This is a genomic window from Xanthomonas sp. fls2-241-TYG-148, assembly GCF_030208815.1.
GTDB classification, from domain to species: domain Bacteria; phylum Pseudomonadota; class Gammaproteobacteria; order Xanthomonadales; family Xanthomonadaceae; genus Xanthomonas; species Xanthomonas campestris.
The window spans coordinates 665,182-688,284 of record NZ_JARVTE010000001.1 but is presented as its reverse complement, the minus strand read 5'-3'; the positions used below and the strand labels follow the sequence as shown (position 1 = coordinate 688,284).

The 23,103-nt window shown below is 66.6% G+C and carries 20 protein-coding genes and 2 pseudogenes; 7 read left to right on the top strand and 15 right to left on the bottom strand.

Features of this window, described 5'->3' with window-relative positions; all coding sequences use genetic code 11:
• Positions 1–113: 113 nt before the first annotated feature.
• The 6 genes from QRM60_RS03185 to QRM60_RS03160 all read left to right on the top strand — a co-directional run bounded on the left by QRM60_RS03185 (position 114) and on the right by QRM60_RS03160 (position 6,160).
• Positions 114–1,703, top strand: a complete 1,590-nt coding sequence (locus tag QRM60_RS03185) for a cryptochrome/photolyase family protein (protein ID WP_285445593.1) — start codon at positions 114–116, stop codon at positions 1,701–1,703.
• A 405-nt stretch (positions 1,704–2,108) separates the two neighbouring features.
• Positions 2,109–3,104 carry a beta-N-acetylhexosaminidase gene (nagZ, locus tag QRM60_RS03180; protein WP_285445592.1) on the top strand — a complete coding sequence of 332 codons (996 nt, stop codon included), beginning with the start codon at positions 2,109–2,111 and terminating at the stop codon, positions 3,102–3,104.
• Positions 3,104–3,658: a hypoxanthine-guanine phosphoribosyltransferase gene (locus tag QRM60_RS03175; protein ID WP_011036478.1), complete on the top strand. Its 555-nt coding sequence runs from the start codon at positions 3,104–3,106 to the stop codon at positions 3,656–3,658. Before nagZ ends, QRM60_RS03175 begins: the two co-directional genes overlap by 1 nt.
• Before the next feature lie 88 nt (positions 3,659–3,746).
• The gene (locus QRM60_RS03170; protein ID WP_285445591.1) at positions 3,747–4,499 is read left to right on the top strand and encodes an S-methyl-5'-thioinosine phosphorylase; all 753 of its coding nucleotides are present in this window, start codon (positions 3,747–3,749) and stop codon (positions 4,497–4,499) included.
• An 86-nt stretch (positions 4,500–4,585) separates the two neighbouring features.
• Positions 4,586–4,792: a cold-shock protein gene (locus QRM60_RS03165; protein WP_003488188.1), complete on the top strand. Its 207-nt coding sequence runs from the start codon at positions 4,586–4,588 to the stop codon at positions 4,790–4,792.
• A gap of 96 nt (positions 4,793–4,888) precedes the next feature.
• Positions 4,889–6,160 carry an NAD(P)/FAD-dependent oxidoreductase gene (locus QRM60_RS03160; protein ID WP_070692576.1) on the top strand — a complete coding sequence of 424 codons (1,272 nt, stop codon included), beginning with the start codon at positions 4,889–4,891 and terminating at the stop codon, positions 6,158–6,160.
• 97 nt (positions 6,161–6,257) lie between these two features.
• Here the strand turns inward: QRM60_RS03160 and pdeM are convergent, their stop codons facing one another.
• The 12 genes and pseudogenes from pdeM to QRM60_RS03100 all read right to left on the bottom strand — a co-directional run bounded on the left by pdeM (position 6,258) and on the right by QRM60_RS03100 (position 17,826).
• Positions 6,258–6,902 carry a ligase-associated DNA damage response endonuclease PdeM gene (gene pdeM / locus QRM60_RS03155; protein WP_285445589.1) on the bottom strand — a complete coding sequence of 215 codons (645 nt, stop codon included), beginning with the start codon at positions 6,900–6,902 and terminating at the stop codon, positions 6,258–6,260.
• Complete coding sequence (locus tag QRM60_RS03150; protein WP_285445588.1) at positions 6,892–9,384, bottom strand: ligase-associated DNA damage response DEXH box helicase; 2,493 nt, start codon at positions 9,382–9,384, stop codon at positions 6,892–6,894. The genes pdeM and QRM60_RS03150 overlap by 11 nt, the downstream gene beginning before the upstream one ends.
• Complete coding sequence (locus QRM60_RS03145; RefSeq protein ID WP_285445587.1) at positions 9,381–10,985, bottom strand: ATP-dependent DNA ligase; 1,605 nt, start codon at positions 10,983–10,985, stop codon at positions 9,381–9,383. Before QRM60_RS03145 ends, QRM60_RS03150 begins: the two co-directional genes overlap by 4 nt.
• On the bottom strand, positions 10,982–11,215 hold the full coding sequence (locus QRM60_RS03140; RefSeq protein ID WP_285445586.1) for a hypothetical protein: 234 nt from the start codon (positions 11,213–11,215) through the stop codon (positions 10,982–10,984). The genes QRM60_RS03145 and QRM60_RS03140 overlap by 4 nt, the downstream gene beginning before the upstream one ends.
• The gene (locus tag QRM60_RS03135; protein WP_285445585.1) at positions 11,212–12,222 is read right to left on the bottom strand and encodes a ligase-associated DNA damage response exonuclease; all 1,011 of its coding nucleotides are present in this window, start codon (positions 12,220–12,222) and stop codon (positions 11,212–11,214) included. The genes QRM60_RS03140 and QRM60_RS03135 overlap by 4 nt, the downstream gene beginning before the upstream one ends.
• A gap of 219 nt (positions 12,223–12,441) precedes the next feature.
• A pseudogene (locus QRM60_RS03130) lies at positions 12,442–12,540 on the bottom strand (MBL fold metallo-hydrolase); the annotation flags it as partial.
• 186 nt (positions 12,541–12,726) lie between these two features.
• Positions 12,727–13,092 (bottom strand): hypothetical protein, encoded by a 366-nt coding sequence (locus QRM60_RS03125; protein WP_012438863.1) that lies wholly within the window; start codon positions 13,090–13,092, stop codon positions 12,727–12,729.
• Positions 13,089–13,649: a polymer-forming cytoskeletal protein gene (locus tag QRM60_RS03120; RefSeq protein ID WP_225041552.1), complete on the bottom strand. Its 561-nt coding sequence runs from the start codon at positions 13,647–13,649 to the stop codon at positions 13,089–13,091. The genes QRM60_RS03125 and QRM60_RS03120 overlap by 4 nt, the downstream gene beginning before the upstream one ends.
• Positions 13,650–13,718: 69 nt before the next feature.
• Positions 13,719–15,455, bottom strand: coding sequence for a diguanylate cyclase (locus tag QRM60_RS03115; protein ID WP_225041536.1), 1,737 nt, complete (start codon positions 15,453–15,455; stop codon positions 13,719–13,721).
• A gap of 143 nt (positions 15,456–15,598) precedes the next feature.
• Complete coding sequence (locus tag QRM60_RS03110; protein ID WP_011036488.1) at positions 15,599–15,934, bottom strand: hypothetical protein; 336 nt, start codon at positions 15,932–15,934, stop codon at positions 15,599–15,601.
• 251 nt (positions 15,935–16,185) lie between these two features.
• Entirely contained in the window at positions 16,186–16,527 is a 342-nt protein-coding gene (locus QRM60_RS03105; RefSeq protein WP_011036489.1) for a hypothetical protein, read from the bottom strand.
• A gap of 123 nt (positions 16,528–16,650) precedes the next feature.
• Positions 16,651–17,826, bottom strand: a complete 1,176-nt coding sequence (locus QRM60_RS03100; protein ID WP_285445584.1) for a thiolase family protein — start codon at positions 17,824–17,826, stop codon at positions 16,651–16,653.
• 156 nt (positions 17,827–17,982) lie between these two features.
• On the opposite strand from QRM60_RS03100, the gene QRM60_RS03095 reads away from it, so the two are divergent.
• Positions 17,983–20,826, top strand: a complete 2,844-nt coding sequence (locus tag QRM60_RS03095) for an autotransporter serine protease (RefSeq protein ID WP_285445583.1) — start codon at positions 17,983–17,985, stop codon at positions 20,824–20,826.
• Between the two features lie 101 nt (positions 20,827–20,927).
• On the opposite strand, the gene QRM60_RS03090 is transcribed toward QRM60_RS03095, so the two are convergent.
• The 3 genes and pseudogenes from QRM60_RS03090 to QRM60_RS03080 all read right to left on the bottom strand — a co-directional run bounded on the left by QRM60_RS03090 (position 20,928) and on the right by QRM60_RS03080 (position 22,959).
• Positions 20,928–22,028 (bottom strand): Glu/Leu/Phe/Val dehydrogenase dimerization domain-containing protein, encoded by a 1,101-nt coding sequence (locus tag QRM60_RS03090; protein WP_011036492.1) that lies wholly within the window; start codon positions 22,026–22,028, stop codon positions 20,928–20,930.
• A 157-nt stretch (positions 22,029–22,185) separates the two neighbouring features.
• A pseudogene (locus QRM60_RS03085) lies at positions 22,186–22,356 on the bottom strand (2OG-Fe(II) oxygenase); the annotation flags it as partial.
• 102 nt (positions 22,357–22,458) lie between these two features.
• The gene (locus QRM60_RS03080) at positions 22,459–22,959 is read right to left on the bottom strand and encodes a YgjP-like metallopeptidase domain-containing protein (protein ID WP_228425890.1); all 501 of its coding nucleotides are present in this window, start codon (positions 22,957–22,959) and stop codon (positions 22,459–22,461) included.
• Between the last annotated feature and the right edge of the window lie 144 nt (positions 22,960–23,103).

The window sequence follows — 23,103 nt, the reverse complement described above, 5'->3', positions numbered from 1 at the left end:
GGCGGATCAGGTTGAGCGGGCATATCGCGATGACGGAATGCGAAGCCGCACGCATTGCGTGACGGAGCAAGCAGCATGCACATCCCGCATCGGAAACGAGTCGCGTGCCGCCGATGCGTGAACACGATGCAGGCGGTGCAGACACGGGCGCCGAACCGCAGCGCTGGGTGCCGGCGCATACGCTGCGCCTGGTGCTGGGCGACCAGCTCAATCCGCTGCACAGCTGGTTCGAGACGCCCAACGCCAGTGTGGTCTACGTGCTGATGGAGGTGCGTGCGGAAACCGACTACGTGTTGCATCACGCGCAAAAAATCCTGGCGATTTTCGCGGCAATGCGCGCGTTCGCCGCGCGCTTGCGGCAGGCCGGGCACCGCGTGCGTTACGTCAGCATCGACACGCCCAGCAATCGCCAGTCGATCACCGCCAATCTGGAAGCGTTGATGGTGCATTACCGCGCCAAGTGGCTGGAATACCAGGCGCCGGACGAGTGGCGCCTGGATGAACTGCTGGAGCAGTGGTGCGCAGCCCAGCCGTTTGCCAGCCGCATGGTGGGCAGCGAACATTTCCTGACCGAGCGCGAGGACGTGGCCGGGTGCTTCGATGCGCGTGCAGCCTGGCGCATGGAAGTGTTCTATCGCCACATGCGGCGACGGCATCGCATCCTGCTGGATCACGCGGGCGCACCGGAAGGCGGGCGTTGGAACTTCGACCATGACAATCGCGCGCCGTGGCCGGGCGACCCGCCGGCACCGGCAGACTGGCGCATGACCCACGACCACGCCGCACTCTGGCAGACCATCGAAGCAGCCGGCGTGCGCAGTTTCGGTGCGCCGCAGGCTGATGCCTTGCCCTGGCCGCTGCACCGCGACGAAGCGCTGCAGCAGCTGGACGACTTCATCACACACGCGCTGCCGCACTTCGGCCGCTACGAAGATGCGATGAGCACGCGCAGCCCGCGGTTGTTTCATTCGCTGCTGTCGTTCGCACTGAACGTCAAAATGCTGCACCCGGCCGAAGTGATTGCACGTGCCGAGGCGGCGTGGCGCAACGGGCATGCGCCGCTGGCGTCGGTGGAAGGCTTTATCCGCCAGATCCTGGGCTGGCGCGAATATGTGCGCGGTGTGTACTGGTCGCAGATGCCCGGTTACGCGCAGTCCAATCAGCTGGGCCAGCACGCGCCGCTGCCGCACTGGTTCTGGGATGGGCAGATCGGCATGCGTTGCCTGGCCGATGCGATCGGCAATTCGTTGAATAACGCGCATGCCCACCACATCCAGCGGCTGATGGTAATCGGCAACTTTGCGTTGCTGGCGGGGCTGGATCCACAGGCCTTGCATCGCTGGTATCTGGGCGTCTACATCGATGCGTTCGAATGGGTGGAATTGCCCAATACGGTTGGCATGAGTCAGTTCGCCGATGGCGGCTTTCTCGGCAGCAAGCCTTATATCAGCAGCGCGGCGTATATCGATCGCATGAGCGACTACTGCACTGGCTGCGCCTATCAGCGTAAGCAGCGGGTGGGCCCGCGCGCATGCCCGTACAACGCGCTGTACTGGGATTTTCTGGCCCGCCAACGCGTGCTGTTGGGAGGCAATGAGCGGCTGGCGTTGCCGTACCGGCAACTGGACGACATGGCGCCCGAGGCGCTGGCGCAGCTGCAGGCGCAGGCGGAGCATTGGCGCGCGCACTTGGAGGTGCTGTAGGCGCCTGGGTAGCACGGCAATGGGGGCCGTCGGGGTGAGTTCGGTGCCGTTGGTGGCTGAATCCTTTTTCAGCCTGAGCAGAATTCTTGGCTGCGCCTGCGCATGCAACCTGGCTGGTCACGCGGAAGCGTTACCGCGCGCTACACCGGCACAAGCAATCACACCGGCACGGGTCTGCAGAGCGCAGCAGCCAGTCAGCCGGCAGCGCCTGCAATCAACGCGACTCAAAAGAATCGCTGAAAAGGACTCCTCCGGCACCCAACAAGGTCGCCGCGCCCATTCCCAGCGCCCGCGCAACCGCCAGCCGCGGCCGCCCTTGCCTGAATGCGCGGTCTGACGCTGCTGCGCGCATCTGCGACAATGCCGCGCTGCGCCATCGTGGCGCCTGGCCCGGGAGTCCCCAACATGCTTCTGATCGGCGTTGCCGGTACCGAACTCAGCGCACAGGAACGCGACTGGCTGCAGCACGACGCCGTCGCCGGCGTGGTGCTGTTCAAGCGCAACTTCGCCTCGCGCACGCAGGTGGCCGAGTTGTCGGCCGCCATCCGCGCCGCGGCGCCGCGCCCGCAATTGATCTGCGTGGACCAGGAAGGCGGCCGGGTGCAGCGCTTTCGCGAGGGTTACAGCGCCTTGGCGCCGCTGCAGAGCTTTGGCGCGCTGTATGCCGCCGACCCGGAAGGCGCGCTTGCCCAGGCCCGCGCGCATGCGCAGCTGATGGCCAGCGAAGTGCGCGCCAGTGGTGTTGATCTCAGTTTTGCCCCGGTGGTGGACCTGGCACGCGGCAACCGCGCCATCGGCGACCGCGCCTTCAGCGACGACCCGCAGGTGGTGGCCAGCTTCACGCGTGCCTACGTGCAGGCGCTGCACGCCGCCGGCATGGGCGCCACGCTCAAGCATTTCCCCGGCCACGGCACCGTGCTGGAAGACACCCATGTCGACCACGCCAGCGACCCACGGCCGCTGGACATCCTGCTGGCCGAGGACCTGGTGCCGTTCGTGGCCGGGATCGACGCCGGTGCCGACGCGGTGATGATGGCCCACGTGGTCTACCCGCAGGTGGCGCCGGAGCCGGCCGGCTACGCGTCGCGCTGGATCGAGCAGATCCTGCGCGGGCAACTGGGCTTCCGCGGCGTGGTCTTCTCCGACGACATCGGCATGGCCGCCTCGTTCAGTGCTGGCGGCGTCGCCGGACGGGTGCACGCGCACCTGGATGCCGGCTGCGACGTGGTGCTGGTCTGTCACCCCGAACTGGTCGCCGAGTCCTTGCAGGCGGTGGCCGGCCGTACGCTCAACACTGCCGCACTGATCGGCCTGATCGGCCGTGGCGCGCTGGGCTGGGATGGCCTGCTCGCCGATGCTCCCACCACCTCCCTTTCCGCCTCTTTCGGAACACTTGCCTGATGTCCACGCTCACCATTTCCCAGGCCCTGGCCCAAGCCGATCTGCTGGTCGACCGCCCTGCCATCGATGCCGCCGTCGCCACCATCGCCGATGCGATCGCGCGCGACTACGCCGGCGAAGTGCCGGTGTATCTCACCATCATGCACGGCGCGCTGCCGTTCTCCGGCCAGTTGGCGCTGGAGCTGGGCGCGCGCGGCCAGGACCTGCAATTCGACTATCTGCACGCCACCCGCTACCGCGGCGAAACCACCGGCGGCGAGCTGGTCTGGAAGCACCGCCCGGCCACTGCGCTGTTCGGCCGCCGGGTGATCCTGGTCGACGACATCCTCGATGAGGGCTACACCCTGCAGGGCGTGCGCCAGTGGTGCCTGGAGCAGGGCGCCACCGATGTGCGCGTGGCGGTGTTGACCGTCAAGCGCCACGACCGCTGCGTGCCGGGTGTCACCGCCGACTACGTGGGCGTGGAAGTGGCCGACCGCTACGTGTTCGGCTTCGGCATGGACGTCAACGAGCAGCTGCGCGGCATTCCTGCCATCTATGCGATGAAGCAGTAAGCCAGCGCACCTACCCACCCCGGTGGGTGCAGCGCTGCGCCATTGCCGGTGCAGCGTTCTTCTTTCGTCTTTCGATGCAGAGGTCTGTGTGTCTTCCAATTCCATCGCATTGGCCGTCATCGGCGGCACCGGCGTGTACAAGCTGGCCCAGCTCGACCAGGTGCAGACGCACGAGGTCGACACCCCATACGGCGCGCCGTCCGGCCCGATCCGCGTGGGCATGCTGCTTGGCCATCGCGTGGCATTCCTGGCCCGACATGGCGAAGGTCATTCGCTGCCGCCGCACAAGGTCAACTACCGCGCAAACATCGCTGCGCTGCAGCAAATTGGTGCCACCCGCGTGCTGGCGCTCAACACTGTCGGCGGCATCACCGAGTCCTTCGGCCCGCGCGTGCTGGCCTGCCCGGACCAGTTGATCGACTACACCTGGGGCCGCATTTCCACCTTTTGCGAGGAGGCCGGCAGCGAGGTGCAGCATGTGGACTTTGGTCACCCGTATTCGCCGATGTTCCGCAGCAAGGTGATCGCCGCGGCCAAGGTGACCGGCGTCACGCTGGTAGCGGGTGGATGCTATGGCGCCACCCAGGGACCGCGATTGGAAACGATTGCAGAGATCACGCGGATGCGTCGCGACGGCTGCGATCTGGTCGGCATGACCGGCATGCCCGAAGCAGCGCTGGCACGCGAAAAAGGCCTGGAATATGCGTGTTTGGCGATCGTGGCCAACTGGGCGGCGGGCTGTGGCGACGCGCAGGAAATCACCATGGCCGAGGTGCTGTCGAACGTGGATGCGGCCTCGTCCGGACTGCCGGAGCTGATTGGCGAACTTGCACGCGGGTGATTGTCATCGGGGCATAAGCTTTGCATACTCGGCGCGTACGCTCCGCCGTACACCACCCATTAATTTTGCAAAGGTCTCGCATCACCATGCCGAACGGTACCGTCAAGTGGTTCAACGACGCCAAGGGATTTGGCTTCATCTCACCGGAGGACGGCAGCGCCGATGTCTTCGCGCACTTCTCCGCGATCAACTCCAAGGGCTTCCGCAGCCTGCAGGAAGGCCAGCGCGTCAGTTATGACGTGACCCAGGGCCCCAAGGGTGCCCAGGCTTCGAACATCACGCCGGTTGAGTGATTCACTCGATTGTGCGATTGAAGAACCCCGCTCCGGCGGGGTTTTTTTTGCGCCGGTCCATGTCGGGCCGGTGAGGACGCAGACAGAGCACGGACGATGCAGCAGACATTGCGAATTGCGGTAGTGGGATACGGCACGGCGGGGCAGGCACTGGCCGTGCTGCTCGGTGCCGATGGACATCGGCTGGACGTGTTCGAGCGCGCGCCCGCGCCCGGGCCGGTCGGCGCAGGATTCCTGCTGCAGCCGAGCGGGCTGCAGGTGCTGTGGAAGATGGGGCTGCTGGAGCAGGCCTTGCAGCACGGTGCACCGGTGCGGCGGCTGTATGGCGAGACGCCCTGCGGGCGCGCGGTGATGGACATGCGCTACCGCGACCTGGATGCGCGCCTGATGGGCCTGGGCATGCAGCGCGGCGCGTTGTTCGCGTTGCTGCGCGATGCCTGGCCCGAGTACGCCAACCTGCACATCGGCACGCAGATCACTGCGATCGATCACGACGGCGTACGCGTGCAGGACCAGCGCGGGCAATGGCATGGCCCCTACGATCTGATCATCGCCGCCGATGGCTCGGCATCGACCTTGCGCGCACAGGCGCAGGGCACCCAGCTGGATCGGGTGTATCCATGGGGCGCGCTGTGGTGTTTGTTGCCACGCGAAGACTGGCCGTACGTGGACGAGTTGCGGCAGCGCTACATCGGCGCACGCAAGATGATCGGGCTGCTGCCGGTGGGCACGCGGCCGGGCGATGACACGCCGCGGCTGAGCTTTTTCTGGAGCCTGCCCTGCAGCGATTTCGCTGCATGGGAAACCCGCGGCATGGATGCCTGGCGCGAAGAAGTGGCGCAGATGTGGCCGGACGCGCTTGCGCGCCTGCAGACCGTGCAGGTGCATGGCGCCTTGGCGCGCGCCAGCTACCGCGACGCGGTGGTGTCGCGCTGGCACCGCGGTCGCTTTGCGCTGGCCGGCGATGCCGCGCACGCGATGAGCCCGCAGCTGGGGCAGGGCGTGAACATGGCGCTGCTGGATGCACTGGCGATGCGCGATGCCTTGCGCGCCGGCGCGGACCTGGATGCCGCATTGCAGCGCTACCAACGCGAACGCCAGGCGCATGTGGCGATCTATCACCGCTGGAGTCGCTGGCTCACGCCGCTGTTCCAGTCCGAGCGCGATGTGTGGGCGCGCGGGCGCGATCTGTTGCTGCAGCCGATGGGCCGCGTGCCGGGTGGGCGCGGCCACATGCTGCGCGTGCTCAGCGGCACCCAGCACGGCTGGTTCGGCAAGCTCGCGCTGGACCCGGCGTTCGTCGATGCATTGGCGCAGCCGGTGCCGGTGCCAAGTTCGAGTAATGCAGGAGATGGCATGGCTGCGTAGTGACGCGCAGCGGCAGTCGCTGTGCGGTTGGCATTACTGATGAAGTGACGTTGGTGCGCCGCACGCGCACTGCTGCATCAACGCGGTGCGCGCATTGTCACCGCACCGGCAGTGCCATCGCATCGCCTTCGACGCAGGCAACCAGGCGTTCGCCTTCGACCAGGGTCGGCACGATGCCGGCAGTGAAGTGCGAGAACGCCGGCAGGATGGTCACGCCGTCGCGCAACCAGAATGCCGGCCAGCGGCGCGACAGGCCGGGCAGCGCCGCCAGCGGATGCAGGTGGCCGCACAGCACATGCCCGGTCGGATGCGGCAGCGGATCGTGGCGCAGCAGGAACGGGCCATCTTCCACCTGTTCGCCGGCCGCTTCGATGTGCAGATCGGCGCCTGCCAAGGCGCGGTCGTGATTGCCGCGGATCGCAATCACCTGCAGGGCGCAATGGCGCTCGCGCCAGGCGCTCCAGCGGCGGTGCCAGGCCGCGCGCGGTGCCGGCCCATGCAGCAGGTCGCCGAGAATCCAGAGCGCGTCCACCGGGCGCGATGCCAGCAACGCGTCCAGCCGCTCCAGATCGTGTTCCGTGCCGCCCGCAGGCAGGCCGATGCCGGCACGCCGGAACACATCGGCCTTGCCCAGATGCAGATCGGCGATCAGCAATGCGCGCCGCGCGGGCCGATACAGCGCACGCTCGCCGAGCAGCTCCACCGGCTCGCCTGCCAGGGTGAGATGCACGCTATCGGCCATGCTTGCGTTCCAGTTGCGCGGCCGCGCGCAGCACGCGCGCTTTCCAGTCTTCGGTGCTGAGTTGCCCGCGCACGCGCTCGGCCCACAGCGGAAACGACAGCGGCGTCAGGCTGCGCGGCGTGCACAGGCGCAAGGCGCGCGCTGCGCAGTCTTCCAGCGCGTGGGCCAGGCGCGCAAATTCCAGCTGGCCTTCGAAGACTTCGCGCTCGGCCTGGGCCAGCAGCAGGTGGCCCGGGTCGAAGCGCTGCAGCACGTCGTACAGCAGGCCGCTGGAGGCCTGCAACTGGCGCAGGCTGCGCGGCGCACGCCCAGGCAGCGATGGCGAGAGCAGCCCGGCGACGCGCGCAATCTCGCGAAACTGCCGGCGTGCCAGCTCGCCCAGATTGAGGCTGTCGCGCAGGTCCTCGAACAGCCGTGCCGGCGACAGCAATTCCTGCAGCAGTGCGGCATCCACCGGCACGTCCTGCGCTGGCGACAGCACAAACCCGTAATCGTTGGCTGCAAAGCTGAAGGTGTTGCGCTGCCGCCGGCCCCAGCGTGCAGCCAGCAACGCGGCCAGACCTTCGTTGACCTGGCGGCCTGCGAACGGATACACGAACAGGTGGCGGCCATCGCGCGCCTTGATGGTTTCCACCAGCAGGTGGCCGGGGCCGGGCAGTGCGGACAGGCTGGACTGCAAGTGCAGCAACGGTGCCAGCATCCGCATTTCCGGCGCGTCGCCGGGATCGGCGAACACCGCCTCCACCTCGCGCCCCAACGCCGAGGACAACGGCATCCGCCCGCCCATCCACTTGGGCACCACGCCGCTGCCGCCCTTGGCGAGGCGCACGTAGGCGGTCATGTCTTCCAGCCGCACCAGTTCCAGCAAGCGCCCGGCGAACTGGAAGCGGTCGCCGCGCTTGAGGCGACCGACGAACTGTTCTTCCACCGCGCCCAGCCGGCCGCCGCGCAGGAACTGCACGCGCACGCTGCCATCGCTGGTGATGGTGCCGATCGACAGGCGATGCCGCAGCGCCACGCGCCGGTCGGTGACGCGGTAGCTGCCGGCGTCGTCGCGCACCACCTTGTGGAAATCGGGGTAGTGCGCGAGCGCGCTGCCGCCTTGCACGATGAAGTCGAGCACGGCCTGCCAGGTGGCCTCATCGAGTGCGGCGAAGGCATCGGTACCGCGGACTTCGCGCAACAACGCATCGGCCTGGAAACCGCCGCCCAGTGCCAGGGTCACGCAATGCTGGGCCAGCACGTCCAATGAGAGCCGCGGTGGCGGGCGTGCCTCGATCTGCCCATGTGCAATCGCGCGCCGCGCCGCTGCATATTCCAGCAATTCCAGTGCATGCGAGGGCACGCACACCACATGGCCGGATTCGCCCGGGCGGTGCCGTGCACGGCCGGCGCGTTGCAGCAGGCGTGCGATGCCCTTGGGGCTGCCGACTTGCAGCACCTGATCCACCGCCGGAAAGTCCACGCCCAGGTCCAGGCTGGAGGTGGCCACCACGCAGCGCAGGCTGCCATCGCGCAGGCCGCGCTCGGCCGCGGTGCGCAGCGCCGGATCCAGCGAGCCATGGTGCAGCGCCAGTGTGGCCGCATCCTCCGGCCACACTGCGCTCAGCGCCTGGTGCCAGAGTTCGGCCTGCGCGCGCGTATTGGTGAACACCAGGCTGGTGCGTTGTTCCATCAGTTTGTGCAGCACGCGTGCCAGTTGTGCCAGACCGAGATGGCCGGCCCACGGGAAGCGCTCGCCGGTCTCGGGCAGCAGCGTTTCCAGGCTCATGGCGCGTGGCTTGACCCCCGACACCAAGGCCGCGTCTGGTTGATGCGGCAGCAACACATCGCGTGCCTGCGCCAGGTTGCCCAGCGTGGCCGACAACCCCCAGATGCGCAGCGCCGGTGACCACCCGCGCAGGCGCGCCAGGCACAGTTGCAACAGCACGCCGCGCTTGTTGCCGAGCAGCTCGTGCCACTCGTCGACGATCACGCAGCGCAACGCCGCTAACTGCGGCGCGGTATCTGGATACGACAGCAGCAAGGCCAGCGATTCGGGCGTAGTGACCAGGACATCGAGCTTGCCGCTGCGGGCCAGGCGTTTGTCGCGCGCGCTGGCGTCGCCGGTGCGCAGGCCTACCTGCCAATCCAGGCCCAAGGCCTCCACCGGTTCGCGCAGGGCACGCGCGGTATCGGCAGCGAGTGCGCGCAGCGGGGTGATCCACAGCACCTGCAGGCTACGCTGCGGCTGCCGCCGGCCACGTGCCACTGCCATGGCCGGCGGCGTGCGTCCGCGTGCGGCCAGCGCTTCCAGCAGCGGACCACCAAATGTCGCCAGGGTCTTGCCGCTGCCGGTTGGGGTGTGCAGCAGGCCGGATTCGCCATCCAGATAGCGCTTCCAGACATCGCGTTGAAACGGCAACGGCGCCCAGCCGCGCTGCGCAAACCAGGCCCGCCATTGCTGCAACGGCGTGCCGCGCTGTGGCGGTGCCGGGCTCACCGCGCCAGTGCCTGCAGGCTGCTCAAGTGGTCGGCCTCGGCGAAGGGTTTGTCGTGGCGCCAGCGCAGGATGCGCGGGAAGCGCACCGCAATGCCGGACTTGTGCCGCGTGCTGCGATTCACGCCTTCAAAGCCCAGTTCGAACACATGGTGCGGCGTGACCGCGCGCACCGGCCCGAAGCGCTCGGTGGTGTTGGCGCGGATCCAGCGATCCAGTTGCAGGATCTCGGTATCGTCCAGGCCCGAATACGCCTTGGCGATGGGCACCAGCGCGCCGTCGTGCCAGAGCCCGAAGGTGTAGTCGGTGTACAGCGTGCTGCGCCGGCCATGGCCGGCCTGTGCGTACAGCAGCACCGCATCGATGGTCAGTGGGTCGATCTTCCACTTCCACCAGTCGCCACGGCGGCGGCCGGATTGGTAGGGCGAACGCGCGCGCTTGAGCATCAGCCCTTCAACGCCGCGCGCACGTGCATCCAATCGCACTTGCGCGGCGGCCTGCCAATCGGTGGAGTGCACCAGCGGCGAGGCGATGATGCGTGGGTCGGCGAGGGTGGCGAGCACGCGATCGAGCAGCGCACGGCGTGCGTGCAGCGGGCGCTCGCGCAGGTCTTCGCCGTCCAGTTCGAGCAAGTCGTAAGCGACCACGCGCGCTGGCGCGGCCGCCAGCGTCTTGGGCCCGGGCTTGAGCCGCTGGATACGCGTCTGCAGCGCGGTGAACGGCATCGGCAACGGTTGCTCGGGTTGCCAGCCCAGCAGCTCGCCGTCGATCACGGTGCCGTCTGGCAAGCCCATGGCAGCCTGTTCGATCTCTGGAAAGCGGCCATCCAGGCGTTCTTCGCCACGCGACCACAGCGCCGCTTCACCAGCACGACGCAACAGCTGCAGCCGGATGCCATCCCACTTCCATTCCAGCAGCCAGTCGTCGATGGCGCCCAGGCTTTCGACATCGGCCTCCAGCGGCGATGCCAGAAAAAACGGGTAAGGCTGCTGGCGGTCACCGGGCAGCTCCTCATGCGTGAGCAGGTCGGCCACATACGTGGCATGCGGGCGCCAGCTGCCGAGCATGCGCTGGGCAATGCGTGCGATATCCACGCCCGACAGTTCAGCCAGGGCCTGCTGCACCAACCGCTGCGAGACACCCACACGCAATGCGCCGGTCAGCAACTTGTTGAAGACCAGGCGTTCGTCGAAGGCGAGCGTGCGCCACGCCTGCACGATGCAGTGCTTGCGCACCGCCACGTCTTGATTGGCGATCGGCAGCAGGCGCTGTTCAATCCACTCGGCCAGTGACACATCCGCTGCCTCGCTGGCTGGATCATCCAGCAGCAATGCCAGTGTTTCGGCCAGATCGCCTACATGATCGTAGCTGTCGGCTACCAGCCAGTCGGCGATCCCGGCGGCCTCGGCGATCCACTCGCGCAACTCGCCGCTGGCGGCGATGCGCATGCGCGCACTGGCCACCTTGCCACCGGCCAGCAGATACAGCGCCCAGGCCGCATCCAGCGGCGGCGCTGCGCGGAAATACGCCACCAGGGCGGCGCGCTTGTCGAGCGTGCCGGTGCTACGGTCCAGAGTGCGGTACAACGCCGCAAACCGTTTCACGGCGTTGTTTCCGCGCTGGCCAACAGCGGTCTCGCGCGCAGACGCAAGGCAGCGCGGGTGAATGCACTCAATGCGTGTGGGCGCCGTTGCGGGCGCGGTGGCCCCAGCGTGGCGGCGGGGGTGGCGCGATGCACACAAAAGGCCAGCGCATGCCGGCGAAACGCCAGTGCGCCACTCAGCCGGATCCGCGGCCGCGCGCGGACATAGCGGCGTGCAGGCAACGGATTCATTCCTCGGCTCCAAAGTCGGTGCGGAAGGCTTCGGCGGCCACGCCGTGCTCGCGCAGGTGCTGGATCAACGCATCGGTGTTGCCATGCGTGGCGATGACCCGGCACGCGCCGGTGTCGGCGATGGTGCGCAGCAGATCGGGCCAGTCGGCATGATCGGACACCACAAATCCACGGTCGTAATTGCGCCGGCGACGGTTGCCGCGGATGCGCATCCAGCCCGAGGCAAAGCCCTGCTGCGCATGCCGAAAGCGGCGAATCCACGGGCTGCCGGCCGCCGATGGCGGGGCCAGCACCAATTGCCCGGCGTAGTCGGCGCCACGTGCGTGTTCGCTCACCGGTTGCGTCTCCAGCATGGCGATGCCGGCTTGCCGGTACACCTCCACGCCGGCGGCGATTGCGCCATGCAACAGCGCTGGCTGCGTGTCCCAGGCGCGCAGTTCGGCAAGTACACGCTGTGCCTTGCCCAGCGCATAGCAATACAGGATCGCCGCCTCGCCGCGCGCGGCGCACTCATGGCGCCAGGCCACGATATCGGCTGCCACCTGCGCGGTGTCCGGCCAGCGGTACACGGGTAGCCCGAAGGTTGCTTCGGTGATGAAGGTGTCGCACGGCACCACTTCGAACGGCGCGCAGGTGGGGTCGTGTTGGCGTTTGTAGTCGCCGGAGGCCACCCACACCTGGCCATCGACTTCGATGCGCACCTGCGCCGAGCCCAGCACATGACCGGCCGGATGCAAGGACACTCGCGCGCGTCCCAGGGTGAAGGCCTCGCCATTGGCATGCGGGTGATAGACCTGCTCGCCCAGCCGCCATTGCAGGATCGGCAGGCTTTCGCGCGTGCAGTGGTACTCGCCCATGCCGCCGCGTGCGTGGTCGCCATGACCATGCGTGATCACCGCGCGCGGCACCGGCCGCCATGGATCGATATGGAAATCGCCTTGTGGGCAGTACAGCCCTTCGGGCCCAAGCACCACCAGATCGCCGCGTGTGTCATTGCCGTTGTGCATGCGGCAACTCTGGCCAAGCCGGTGTGCAGATCCTGAGAATGGGCGCGATGCGTGCGAGATGCTGCCTGTGTTGCGCAGATGCGGGGTGCGCGGCGGTGTCAGGTGTCTGGGTGTGGAAGGCCGCGATGGGGAGCACAGAGCCCCGCGCGGTGGAGGTTGCGCTGGTCGCCAGTGGGCAACGATGCAGCCGCGTCACGAAGCTGCGCGCGGCGACTGCTCCACGAGCACGCACGCATTGGGCAGGTGCTGCAACAAGGCGCCGGTACCACCAGCGCGATCCAGGTGCACGTGGGACAGGATCAACCATTTCTTGCGCGCGATGGGCTACCAAAGGAGCTGCGCCGTCTCGGTAGCAGCCGACCTGGTCCTGCGCGTGTTCGACCCTGACCATGGTCGTTGTGTCCGGACTGATCGCCGGAACCGCAACAGGCCGATGCGACTGCCGACCCAGGACGCGCACGGCGCCGACTGCGGGCCACGCCACACCGCAATTACGCAGCGCAGCTAATGCCGCGTACGCCGCCCAGTCGTTCGCACCGCCGTGGCCTCCACCGCCAGGGTGAAGCCGCGTTCCTCACCGCCCTGCATCGCGCCCACGTCCACCACCTGGCGGCGGATTTCCTCGCCCTTGCCGTTGCGCACCACCACTACCACCGTGTATTCCCAGGCATCGCCATCGGCGGGGTGGCGAATGGTGCCGTCGACCTTGAGCGGCACGATCGGCGCAGGCTGGGTGTGCTGCGCCGCCGCCGAATCGAAGCGCAGATGGTGCCGGCAGGCAGGGCAGACGACCGCGCTTTCCAGAATCGTCGCCTTGCAATGCGGGCAGCTGCGCGTGGCGCCGGGCGTGCCCGGGCGGGGTGCACTCATGTGGCGTCGCTGTCTCCGGCCGCAACCACCGGTTTGGCCGGCGGCTTGCTGCCGGTGTCCTCGCCCCAGCCAAAGTCTGCCTGGCCACGCATGCGTGCGCCGGAGGCGACAGTGAGGCTGCCGGCCTTGACGTCGCCGACCAGCACGCCGGAGGTCTGCAGCTCCACCTGCGCAGCCGATTCGATATTGCCTTCCAGTTCCCCGGCAATGATCACCTTGTTGGCGCGCACGCCGCCGTTGAGCTTGGCGCCACGTTCGATGGTGAGATCGCCCTTGACGTTGACGTCGCCCTTGAACCGGCCGGCCAGGCGCACATGTCCGGCACCTTCGATCTTGCCCTCGATGCTGATGTCGGCGGCGATCAGGGATTCCTTCGCCTCACTCTGCCGGGTTGGCGCCGGCGTCGCCACCACCGGCGGAGTTGGCGTCACCGCCGCTGCAGCGGCCGGGGCGGGGGTGGGTTCGGCATTGAACAAGCGGCCATCGGCCGGCGGAACCTCGGGCGCTGCGGGAACGCCGTCTTTCTTGTTGGGACCTTGATCGCGCCACATCGACATCGGGACTGCCTCGCTTGGATGGGTCACGCCGACTATCGCTGCGCTAGAGCATCTTTTGTGTGACGAATCTCAAACAATCGCGCCGTTTGTGCCACCCGGTTCGGCATTCACCGCCACCGCGCCGTGCCGTTCCACCCGATTGCGGCCCTGGCGCTTGGCCACGTACAGCGCCGCATCGGCCTTCTGGATCAAGGCCGATCCCAGCTCGCCATCGGCCGGGAAGCTGGCCACGCCGATCGACGCGGTGACCCGTGGCAGCGCGCGCTGGCCGTCGCTCACCGCCAGCGCAGCGATGTGGCCGCGAATTTGTTCGGCCACGCGCATCGCTTCCTCGCCGTCGGTTTCCGGCAGGATCACGGTGAATTCCTCGCCACCGTAGCGGCAGGCCACGTCCTCGGCGCGCAGGCGGGTGAGCAGCAATTCACCGACTGCGGCCAGCAACAGATCGCCGCCGGCATGGCCCTGGCCGTCGTTGAACTGCTTGAAGTGGTCCACATCCAGCATCAGTACCGACAGCGGCAGATCACGGCGTGCGCAGCGCGCCAGTTCGTGGCTGAGCGCTTCTTCCAGGTAACGGCGGTTGTACAACCCCGTCAGCGCATCGCGGATGGACTGCCGGCGCAGCGATTCGCGCAGACGCAAATTGCTCAAGGCCAGCGACAACTGCTCGGCGGCCGCTTCGGCGATCTCCAGGCGGGGCATCGGCGCCGGCCCGGGCGCGGACAGGAACAGAAAGCCCAGCTGCGTGCCCTGTGCCGACATCGGCAGGCACGCGGTGGTGATTGCCACGCTCGCATCGGGCAGGTCGATGTGCGCGCACGGCGCATCGCGCGCCAGGTCTTCGATCAGGTGCGGCTGGCCGCGGCGTAGTGCCCAGCACTCTTCGGGCAGCAGATGCGAGGCGCTGTGCACCAACGGCGTGCCCCAGTGGCTGATCACCTCGGCGCGGTCCTGCGAGGCGCGCAGCAGATACACGCTACCGGCGATGCCGGGCAACAGATGCGCGAGCGTGCGGCTGGTGACATCCAATGCTTCTTCGGCACTGACGCAACTCTGCAGCAGGCCGGTGTAGCGGCTGAGCAGATTGAGATCGGCCGCGCTGCGCTGCAGCGCGCCGATACTCTCGCCCAGTTCCTGGTTGGCACGTGCGGCATGCCGCTCGGCCTGCGCGCGATGCCGCAGTTCGCGCATCAGCAGGCCGTACACCGTGCCGACCACGGCCAGCCCGAATGGGATGCCGGCCAGCGCCAGGATCAGCAACAACAACGCACTTTGGCGGCTGCTTTCCGCACGCAATGCCAGCAGCTCCTGCTCGCGCTGCACCATGGTCAGTGCCTGTTCGCGGATGGCGCTGGTGGTGCGAAACGCGGTCTGGCGAATGCTGGTACGCGCCGCCTCCAGGCCGCTGTCGGCGTAGACGTCGAGTACGTGCTGGATCTGCTTGAGCCGCGTGTCGACCAAATGATGCAGTTGATCCAGATGCGCCACCTGCGAAGGGTTGTCGGCGATCTTGCGGCGCAAGTTGCCGATCAGGATCGGCAGCCGCTCCACACTGGTCTGATAGTCCAGCAGGTACGCGTCATTGCCGGTGAGCAGGTAGCCGCGCTCGGCCGATTCGGCATCGAGCACACGCGCCTGGATCTCATCGACGCGGCCAATGACTTCATGCGTATGCGAGACGAGCGCGGCATCGGCGAGGGAGCGGCGCGCACCGATGAAGATGCCGATCCCGATCGCAATAAAGATGAGCGCAGAGAAGACCAGCGCCAGCTGATTGCGGCGCCGCGAGGTAAAGGAAGAAGGCATCCGCAGATCCTAGCGTGCCAGGCTCGACAACACGAGCCGGCTGCTTGTCCGGGGCTGCATGCACCGGACAGATTTCACCGGTGCATGCAGGAGTTGCGAAGCGCGTCGCGGATTGCGTGCGTGCTCAGGCGTTGCGGTTGCACTCAATGCTGCGCGTCGTGCTCGGCATTCTTTTCGGCCGCATTCTGCTCGGCCTTGTTGGCCATCTCGCGGGTCTTGTCGGCAGTGGCATCGGCGGCGTTGGCGGTAGCGCGGCTGGCGTCGGCGGCCAGGTCGCGTGCGGCGACGCGTGCATCGGCAGTGGCTTCCTTGGCCTGCACGGCAGCGCGGTCGGCGGCCTGCTCGGTCGCGGCGGCAGCGTGCTTTGCGGCAGAAGCGGCATCGCGGCGTGCCTGTTCGGCATCCGGGCCCTGGCAGGCGGCGAGGGTGACCACAGCAACAGCAACGGCGCTCAGCGACAGCATGCGGATCTTGTTCATGGGTGGGTCCTGTTCCGGTTCCGATTGGAAAGCTGAGCTTATGCAGACCCGGATGCAGCCGGTGTCAATGCCGCGAGGCCGCATTCAGCTGCGCGAACAGAAGCGGTAGAGCCGCAGTGCGGTTACGCGCGCATAGATACGCGTTGGGCAGTACGCGTGGACGTGAGGTGGGCAACACTCAACACCCAGGCAAAGAAAAAGCCGCTGGAAACCAGCGGCTTTCTCCGAACGCGCTTGGAGCTAAGAAGTGATTACTTCTTGGCTTCTTCAGCGGTGTCCTTAGCAGCTTCGGCGGTGTCTTCAGCCGTCTTGGCAGCGTCAGCAGCCTGGTCAGCAGCAGCGTCGGTGGCGGCGCCGGAAGCAGCCTGGGCAGCGTCAGCAGCGGTGTCAGCCGAAGCAGCGGCGGTGTTGGCAGCAGCCTGAGCGGCGTCAGCCGACTGCGAGCCCGAGGCAGCAGCCTGGTCAGCAGCGGTCTGAGCGTCGGTTGCAGCTTCGTTAGCCGAAGCAGCAGCGTCCTGAGCCTGTTCCGGCTTCGAGCAAGCGGTCAGGGCCAGGCCCAGAGCCATTGCGATCAGCAGCTTGTTGATGGTCATTGTTTCAATCCTCGTCGATTAGATTAGGCAACGCGCTATTGCGCGCCCCCGACATGATGACGGCCCGAAGACTAGTGTCAAGCGCGCGCGCATTCAGCTTTGCAAATTCGCTGTTAATGCCAATCAAATCAATTCGATAGCAATGGCAGTTGCTTCACCGCCGCCGATGCACAGCGTCGCGATTCCGCGCTTGCCGCCGCGGCTGCGCAACGCATTCACCAATGTCACCACCAAGCGTGCACCGGATGCGCCGATCGGGTGCCCCAGCGCGCAGGCACCGCCGTGCACGTTGACCTTCTCGTGCGCAATTCCCAATTCCTTGATCGGTGTCATCGCCACCACGGCGAACGCTTCATTGATTTCAAACAGGTCCACGTCGTCCAGCGTCCAGCCGATCTTGCCGACCAGCGACTGGATCGCGGCCACCGGCGCGGTGGTGAACCATTCCGGTGCCTGCGAATGGGTGACATGGCCCACGATGCGCGCCAGCGGCGTGATCCCGCTGCGCTGCGCCTCATCGGCCGCCATCAGCACGGTGATCGCGGCGCCATCGGAAATGCTCGACGAGCTGGCGGCGGTGACGGTGCCGTCCTTCTTGAAGGCCGCCTTCAAGGTGGGGATCTTGGCCACGTCGGATTTGCCGGGCTGCTCGTCGCTGTCCACGACGATCTCGCCTTTGCGGGTGGCGACTTTCACCGGCACGATTTCATCGGCAAATGCGCCATTGCGTTGCGCAGCCTGCGCACGTTCCACCGAGGCGATGGCATAGGCATCCTGATCGGCGCGCGAGAAGCCGAACTTCTCTGCAGTGGCTTCGCCGAACACGCCCATCGCCTGGCCATCGTAGGGATTGGTCAGGCCGTCCCACGCCATGTGGTCCACCGCCTGGAAATTGCCGTAGCGGTTGCCGGTGCGCGAGTTCGGCAGCAGATGCGGCGCGTTGCTCATCGACTCCATGCCGCCGGCCACCACGATGTTGGCCGAACCGGCCTTGATCAGGTCGTGGCCGAACATGATTGCCTTCATGCCCGAACCGCACACCTTGTTGATGGTGGTGGCGCCGGTCGAGGTCGGGATGCCGGCCGCAATGGCGGCCTGGCGCGCCGGCGCCTGGCCCAGGTTGGCGGGCAGCACGCAGCCGACGATCACTTCGGAGACATCGGCCGCGGCAACGCCCGACTGCGCCAGCGCGCCTTCAATGGCGGCGGCAGCAAGCGTGGGGGCGGGCACGCCATTGAACTGGCCGAGGAACGATCCGATGGCAGTGCGTTTTGCAGCAACGATGACGATGTCGGACATGAGTGGATACCGTTTAAAGTGAAACGATTATCTGCCTCGTGGCCGATTCGCGCCAGCGCGCACCGTGCTGGAGTGGTGGCTTGACGTGACGTATAAAAGCGATATTCGGGCCCGGGGTTGGGCCCGATCCATGGATCGGTTCGGGGAAAACTCAAGATGAAAAAGACAGACGTCGCCAGGACTGTCCTGGCCTCGGCGCTGGCCGTGGCATTGACCGCGTGTGGCGGTGGTGGGGGTGGAGGCGGTATTCGTCCGAGCACGCCGACTGCACCACCACCGACCTCGCCACCACCTCCGCCACCGCCCACCTCACCGCCGCCGCCGCCGCCACCCACGACCGTACCGACCCCGCAGCCCGCGTTCGATGCGCACCTGGCGCTGACCAATACGCGTGCCGCGCAGGCACTCGGCTTCACCGGCGCCGGTTACCCCATCGGCGTGGTCGACAGCGGCATCAACGGCGATCATCCCGCGTTGCAGGGGCGGTTATCCGACAGCTTCATCTATGTCGATCCGCGCAAAAACAATATCGCGGTGGGTGACGTGCTAGGACACGGCACGGTAGTAGCTGAGTTGGCGGCTGGAGGCGCGGTGGGGCAATGGCCGGGCGGCATTGCGCCCGGTGCGACGCTGGTCTCGGCGCGCATCATTGCCGATAAGGCGCCTACGGATGACGGCAGCGGGCAAGGCAATGAGATCGACGGGCCGCTTGGATTGGAGGCCGTGCATGCGGACCTGATCCGCGCAGGCACGCGCATCATGAATAACTCATGGGGCGGGCTGTACTGGAACGACCCCAACGTGACCAACCCGGTCGCACAGGAATACCGTGCGTTCGTGATCGGCAACGATGGTTTGGTGGTGTTCGCCTCCGGCAATGAATCGCGCACCGAGCCATCCGATACTGCTGCGTTGCCCAGCCAGCCCGGCCCCAATGGCACGCGGCCGGCTGCCGATCTAGAGCGCGGCTGGCTGGTCGTTGGTGCAGTGGATACCGCCAATCCGACCCAGCTGGCGTCGTATTCGAATGCCTGCGGTGTAACGATGCGGTATTGCCTGGTGGCACCGGGCACGTCGGTGTATGTCGGCCCCGACAGTACCGCCGGTAACCTGAGCTACTTCTATGGCAGCGGCACTTCGTTTGCCGCGCCGTTGGTGTCCGGCGCCGCCGCGCTGGTGTGGCAGGCGTACCCCTATTTCAACAACGACCTGGTGCGCCAGACCTTGTTGGGCACGGCGACCGACCTCGGCGCCGCAGGCGTCGATCCGACGTTCGGATATGGCCTGCTCAACGTGGGCAAGGCGGTGCTGGGGCCGGCGCGGTTTGACTGGGGCACGGTGGATGTCGAGGTCACGATCTTACGTTCGACCTGGGCCAACGACATCAGTGGCAACGGTGGGTTGACCAAGCGCGGTAGCGGCACGTTGGTGTTGAGCAGCACCGCCAATACCTTTGTTGGCGACACCCAGGTCTTGGGCGGTACCTTGCAGACCGCCAGTCTGCAAAGTGCGCGCGTCGGCGTGGCCAGCGGCGCCAGCTTGATTGGCAGTGGCCGGATCGCCGGAACCCTCAACAATGCAGGCACCGTGCAGGTCAACGGCGCAACGCTGGCGGTCGCGGGTAATTACATCCAGGACAGCACCGGCCGTTTGGCCTTGAACGTAGGCGACCGCTTGAACGTCACCGGCACGGCGAGCATCGCGGGCGAGCTGCAATTGCTGGGGCGCCGCGATTACGTGGTCGACAACGCCACTTACACCTTGTTGCAGGCAGCCGGTGGCTTGCAGGGCACGTTCGGGACGGTTACGCGCGGCCCGGCGGTGACCTTTCTCGATGCAAGCGTGACCTACGACAGCAACAATGCGTACCTGGCGCTGCGCGGTCTGACAGCCACTGCCGTTGCCAGCACGCTCGGCTTGTCCGGCACGACGGCAATGGACTCTGCCGTGCGCGTTGAACAGGCATTTCAGCAAGTGGACGTGCAGCTGTTGCAGGGCAGCGGCGCGATCAGTAGCGGGTTTGTCCAGGCTGCGGCCGCGCTGCAGCAGTCGCCAACCGGTGAGACGGCTGCGGATTCGCTGCGCAGTCTGTCCGGCCGCGCGCATGCCGAATCGGCGGCGATGACCTTCGACACGATTGATCTGAGTCGACGCGCGCTGGCCACGCATTTCGATGGCGTCTCGCAACAACCGCGCCTGCTTGGTGTCTGGCAGCGTGCACTGGGTGGGCCGGGCGAGGGTGGTGCGACCAGCAATGGCTTCGCCACCTCGGGCTGGATGATGGGCAACGATCTGCGCATGGCATCCGGTGCGGTGGCCGGGTTTGCCTTCGGCGAAACGCGCTCCAACAGCTTGGGCGATCTGGATGGCGCGCGTGGGCGCGACCGCCAGGTGCATGCCCAACTGTATTGGGGCACCACGCGCGGGCCGGGGTATGCGTTGGGCCAGATGGGCTTTGGCAATGTGCATCGGCAGATCGAGCGCAGCCTGCAGTTTGGCCTGGACCGCAGTGCCGCCTTTAGCGATTACAGCGGCAGCTACCTCAGCGGCAACCTGGAAACCGGCTATCGCTTCGGTGATGTCGCTGCTTCGCTGACGCCGTACCTGGGCGTGGACTACGTGCGCCTGGCCAGCGAAGGCTTCCGCGAACAGGGGGGTGAAGGGTTCGGTCTGCGTGCCGATGCCAGCACCTCTGCGCGGACGCAGCTGTTGGCTGGTTTGCGTTCGGCGTACCGCTGGCGCGGCCTGCAGCTGGGCGGTTATGCCGAGTGGCAGCAAGCGCTCAGCAGCGAGGGCCTAAGCCTGGATGCCAGCTTTATCGGCGTGGATGCGTGGGCGCCGTTACGCGGCATGCAGCCGGCGCGGTCTGGCGGGCTGCTCGGGGTTGCGGCGTCCGCGCCGCTCGGTGAGCGCGGCGCGCTGCGTTTCGGCTACGACCAGCGGGTGGGCGAGCGTGGCGATGACCGCGCGTTGAGCCTGAAGTACAGCGCCGATTTCTGATCGGTGTATATGACGCCCGGGTGCAATGCCCGGGCGTCACGTGTGCGGTGGGGATTGCGTCATCGCACCAGTCGTCAACCGCGGCCCGCCCGTTTGCGCGCTTACTCGCCGCGTAACTTGTGCAGGAAGCGCGGTGCGGTGCGGCCCAGCGGCAGCTTGAGCTTGCTGATCGCTTCGATCCGCGTTTCGGCAATCTGGTCGGCCGCCTGCTGCGGCGGGATGCCGAGCTGGGTGGACAGGTCGAACACCTTTTCCAGGTTGTGGTAGATGCTGCGGATCAGGCGCATCGCACGTTCGCGGTTGTAGCCGTCGATCTCCAGCGACACATTCATGACGCCGCCGGCATTCACCACGTAGTCGGGCGCATACAGGATGCCGCGCTTGTGCAGCTCTTCGCCGATCGCTGCGCTGGACAACTGATTGTTGGCAGTGCCGCAGATGATCTTGGCCTTGAGCCGCGGCAGCGTGTCTTCGTTGATGGCACCTTCGAGTGCGCAGGGCGCAAACACATCGGCGGGCACTTCATGAATCTCTTCGGGGCGCACGGCCTCGGCGCCGTATTCGGACACTGCGCGATCCACCAGCGCCGGATTGAGATCGGCCACATAGAGCTTGGCGCCGCGTTCCTTGAGCAACTTCACCAGTTCCATGCCGATATGGCCCAGGCCCTGGATCGCGATGCTGGCCTTGCCGACTTCTTCATGGCCGAGCTTGCGATTGAGCGAGGCCATCAGCGCCTGCAGCGCGCCGTAGGCGGTGAACGGGGCCGGATCGCCGGAGCCGCGATGCACCTGATGCACGCCGGTGACGTACTCGCTCTCCAGGTAGATCTGCTCCATGTCGTTGACATCGGTGCCCACATCCTCGGAGGTGATGTAGCGGCCTCCCAGGGTGTCGACAAAGCGGCCAAAGGCGCGAAACAGCGCCTCGCTCTTGTCGGTCTTCGGGTCGCCGATGATCACGGCCTTGCCGCCACCGACATTGAGGCCGGCCAGTGCGTTCTTGTAGGTCATGGTGCGGCTGAGCCGCAGCGCGTCGTTGAGCGCGGCTTCGCTGTTGGCATACGGCCGCATGCGCACCCCACCCAGTGCCGGCCCCAGACGGGTGCTGTGCAACGCGATGATGGCCTTGAGGCCGGCGTCGCGGTTGTGACAGAAAATCACCTGCTCATGGCCGGTGGTATCGAGGGTTTCGAAAAGCATCGAAGGCTCCGCGGGGCTGCGTGATGTGCCTTCCCTGACGCCCGGCCTGCAGCCGGCGCAATGGGAAACAAAAAACGCGACGTCTCCAGACCCTGTCCGATCACGTCGCGCCGCAACATTTTAAACCACGCTGGCCGGTGGATGTGTATGAACCCGTTCACCAACCCCGGTAGCGGCGCTGCCGGAACCACAGCGTGCCCAGCCATTTGCTGCCCGCATCCACCGGCAGACCTGCGTGCAACGAATCCGGATCAGGCGTGCCGTCGGCCAGCAGATTGTCGAAGCACACCACTGCACCGGCGCGTGGTATCGCAATCCGCACCACCGGCCTGAAGGTACTGAACTAGACGCGGATCGTGCTGAGCCGGTGCCACGCTGGGAAGCAGACGGGAGCGGCAGCGGGACGATCAGGTTCCGGCCAAGCTTGCAATCAGTCGCGCGGGCTCAGCGCGAGCTGGGTCAGATACAGGCGCAGGTCGAATTCGAGCTGGTGGTAATCCGGGGCCATGTGGTGGCACAGCTGGTAGAAGGCCTTGTCGTGCTCGGGCTCTTTGAGGTGCGCCAGTTCGTGCGCCACGATCATCTGCAGGAAGGGCGCGGGTGCGTCGCGGAAGACCGCGGCGATGCGGATCTCACGGCTGGCTTTCAGGCGGCTGCCATGCACGCGCGAGATGGCGGTGTGCGTGCCAAGCGCATGCTTCACCACCTGCAGGTGATTGTCGTAGATGGCTTTGTGCAGCGTGGGCGAGGAGCGCATGTAGCGCTCCTTCATTTCTTTGACGTAGTCGTACAACTGCCGGTCGGTGCGCACGGAGTGGCGCTCGGGATACCGCTGCGCCAGAACGGCACCGAGCTTGTCCTGCGCAATCAATGCGCGCACCTGCTCCAGCACTGCAGGTGGGTAACCGGTGAGATAGCGAAGCGTGTCCATGTGATCCAAAACGTTGCCCAGGCCGCATGATCGCTGATGCGCAGTGTGTCTGCGAGCGATGTGAAGAGGCGTTCGCGCAGCTAAACGGCCGGGCAACTGTGTCGTCGTGTGTCACGCGTATTCACGAGTGCGGCACAGGGTGGT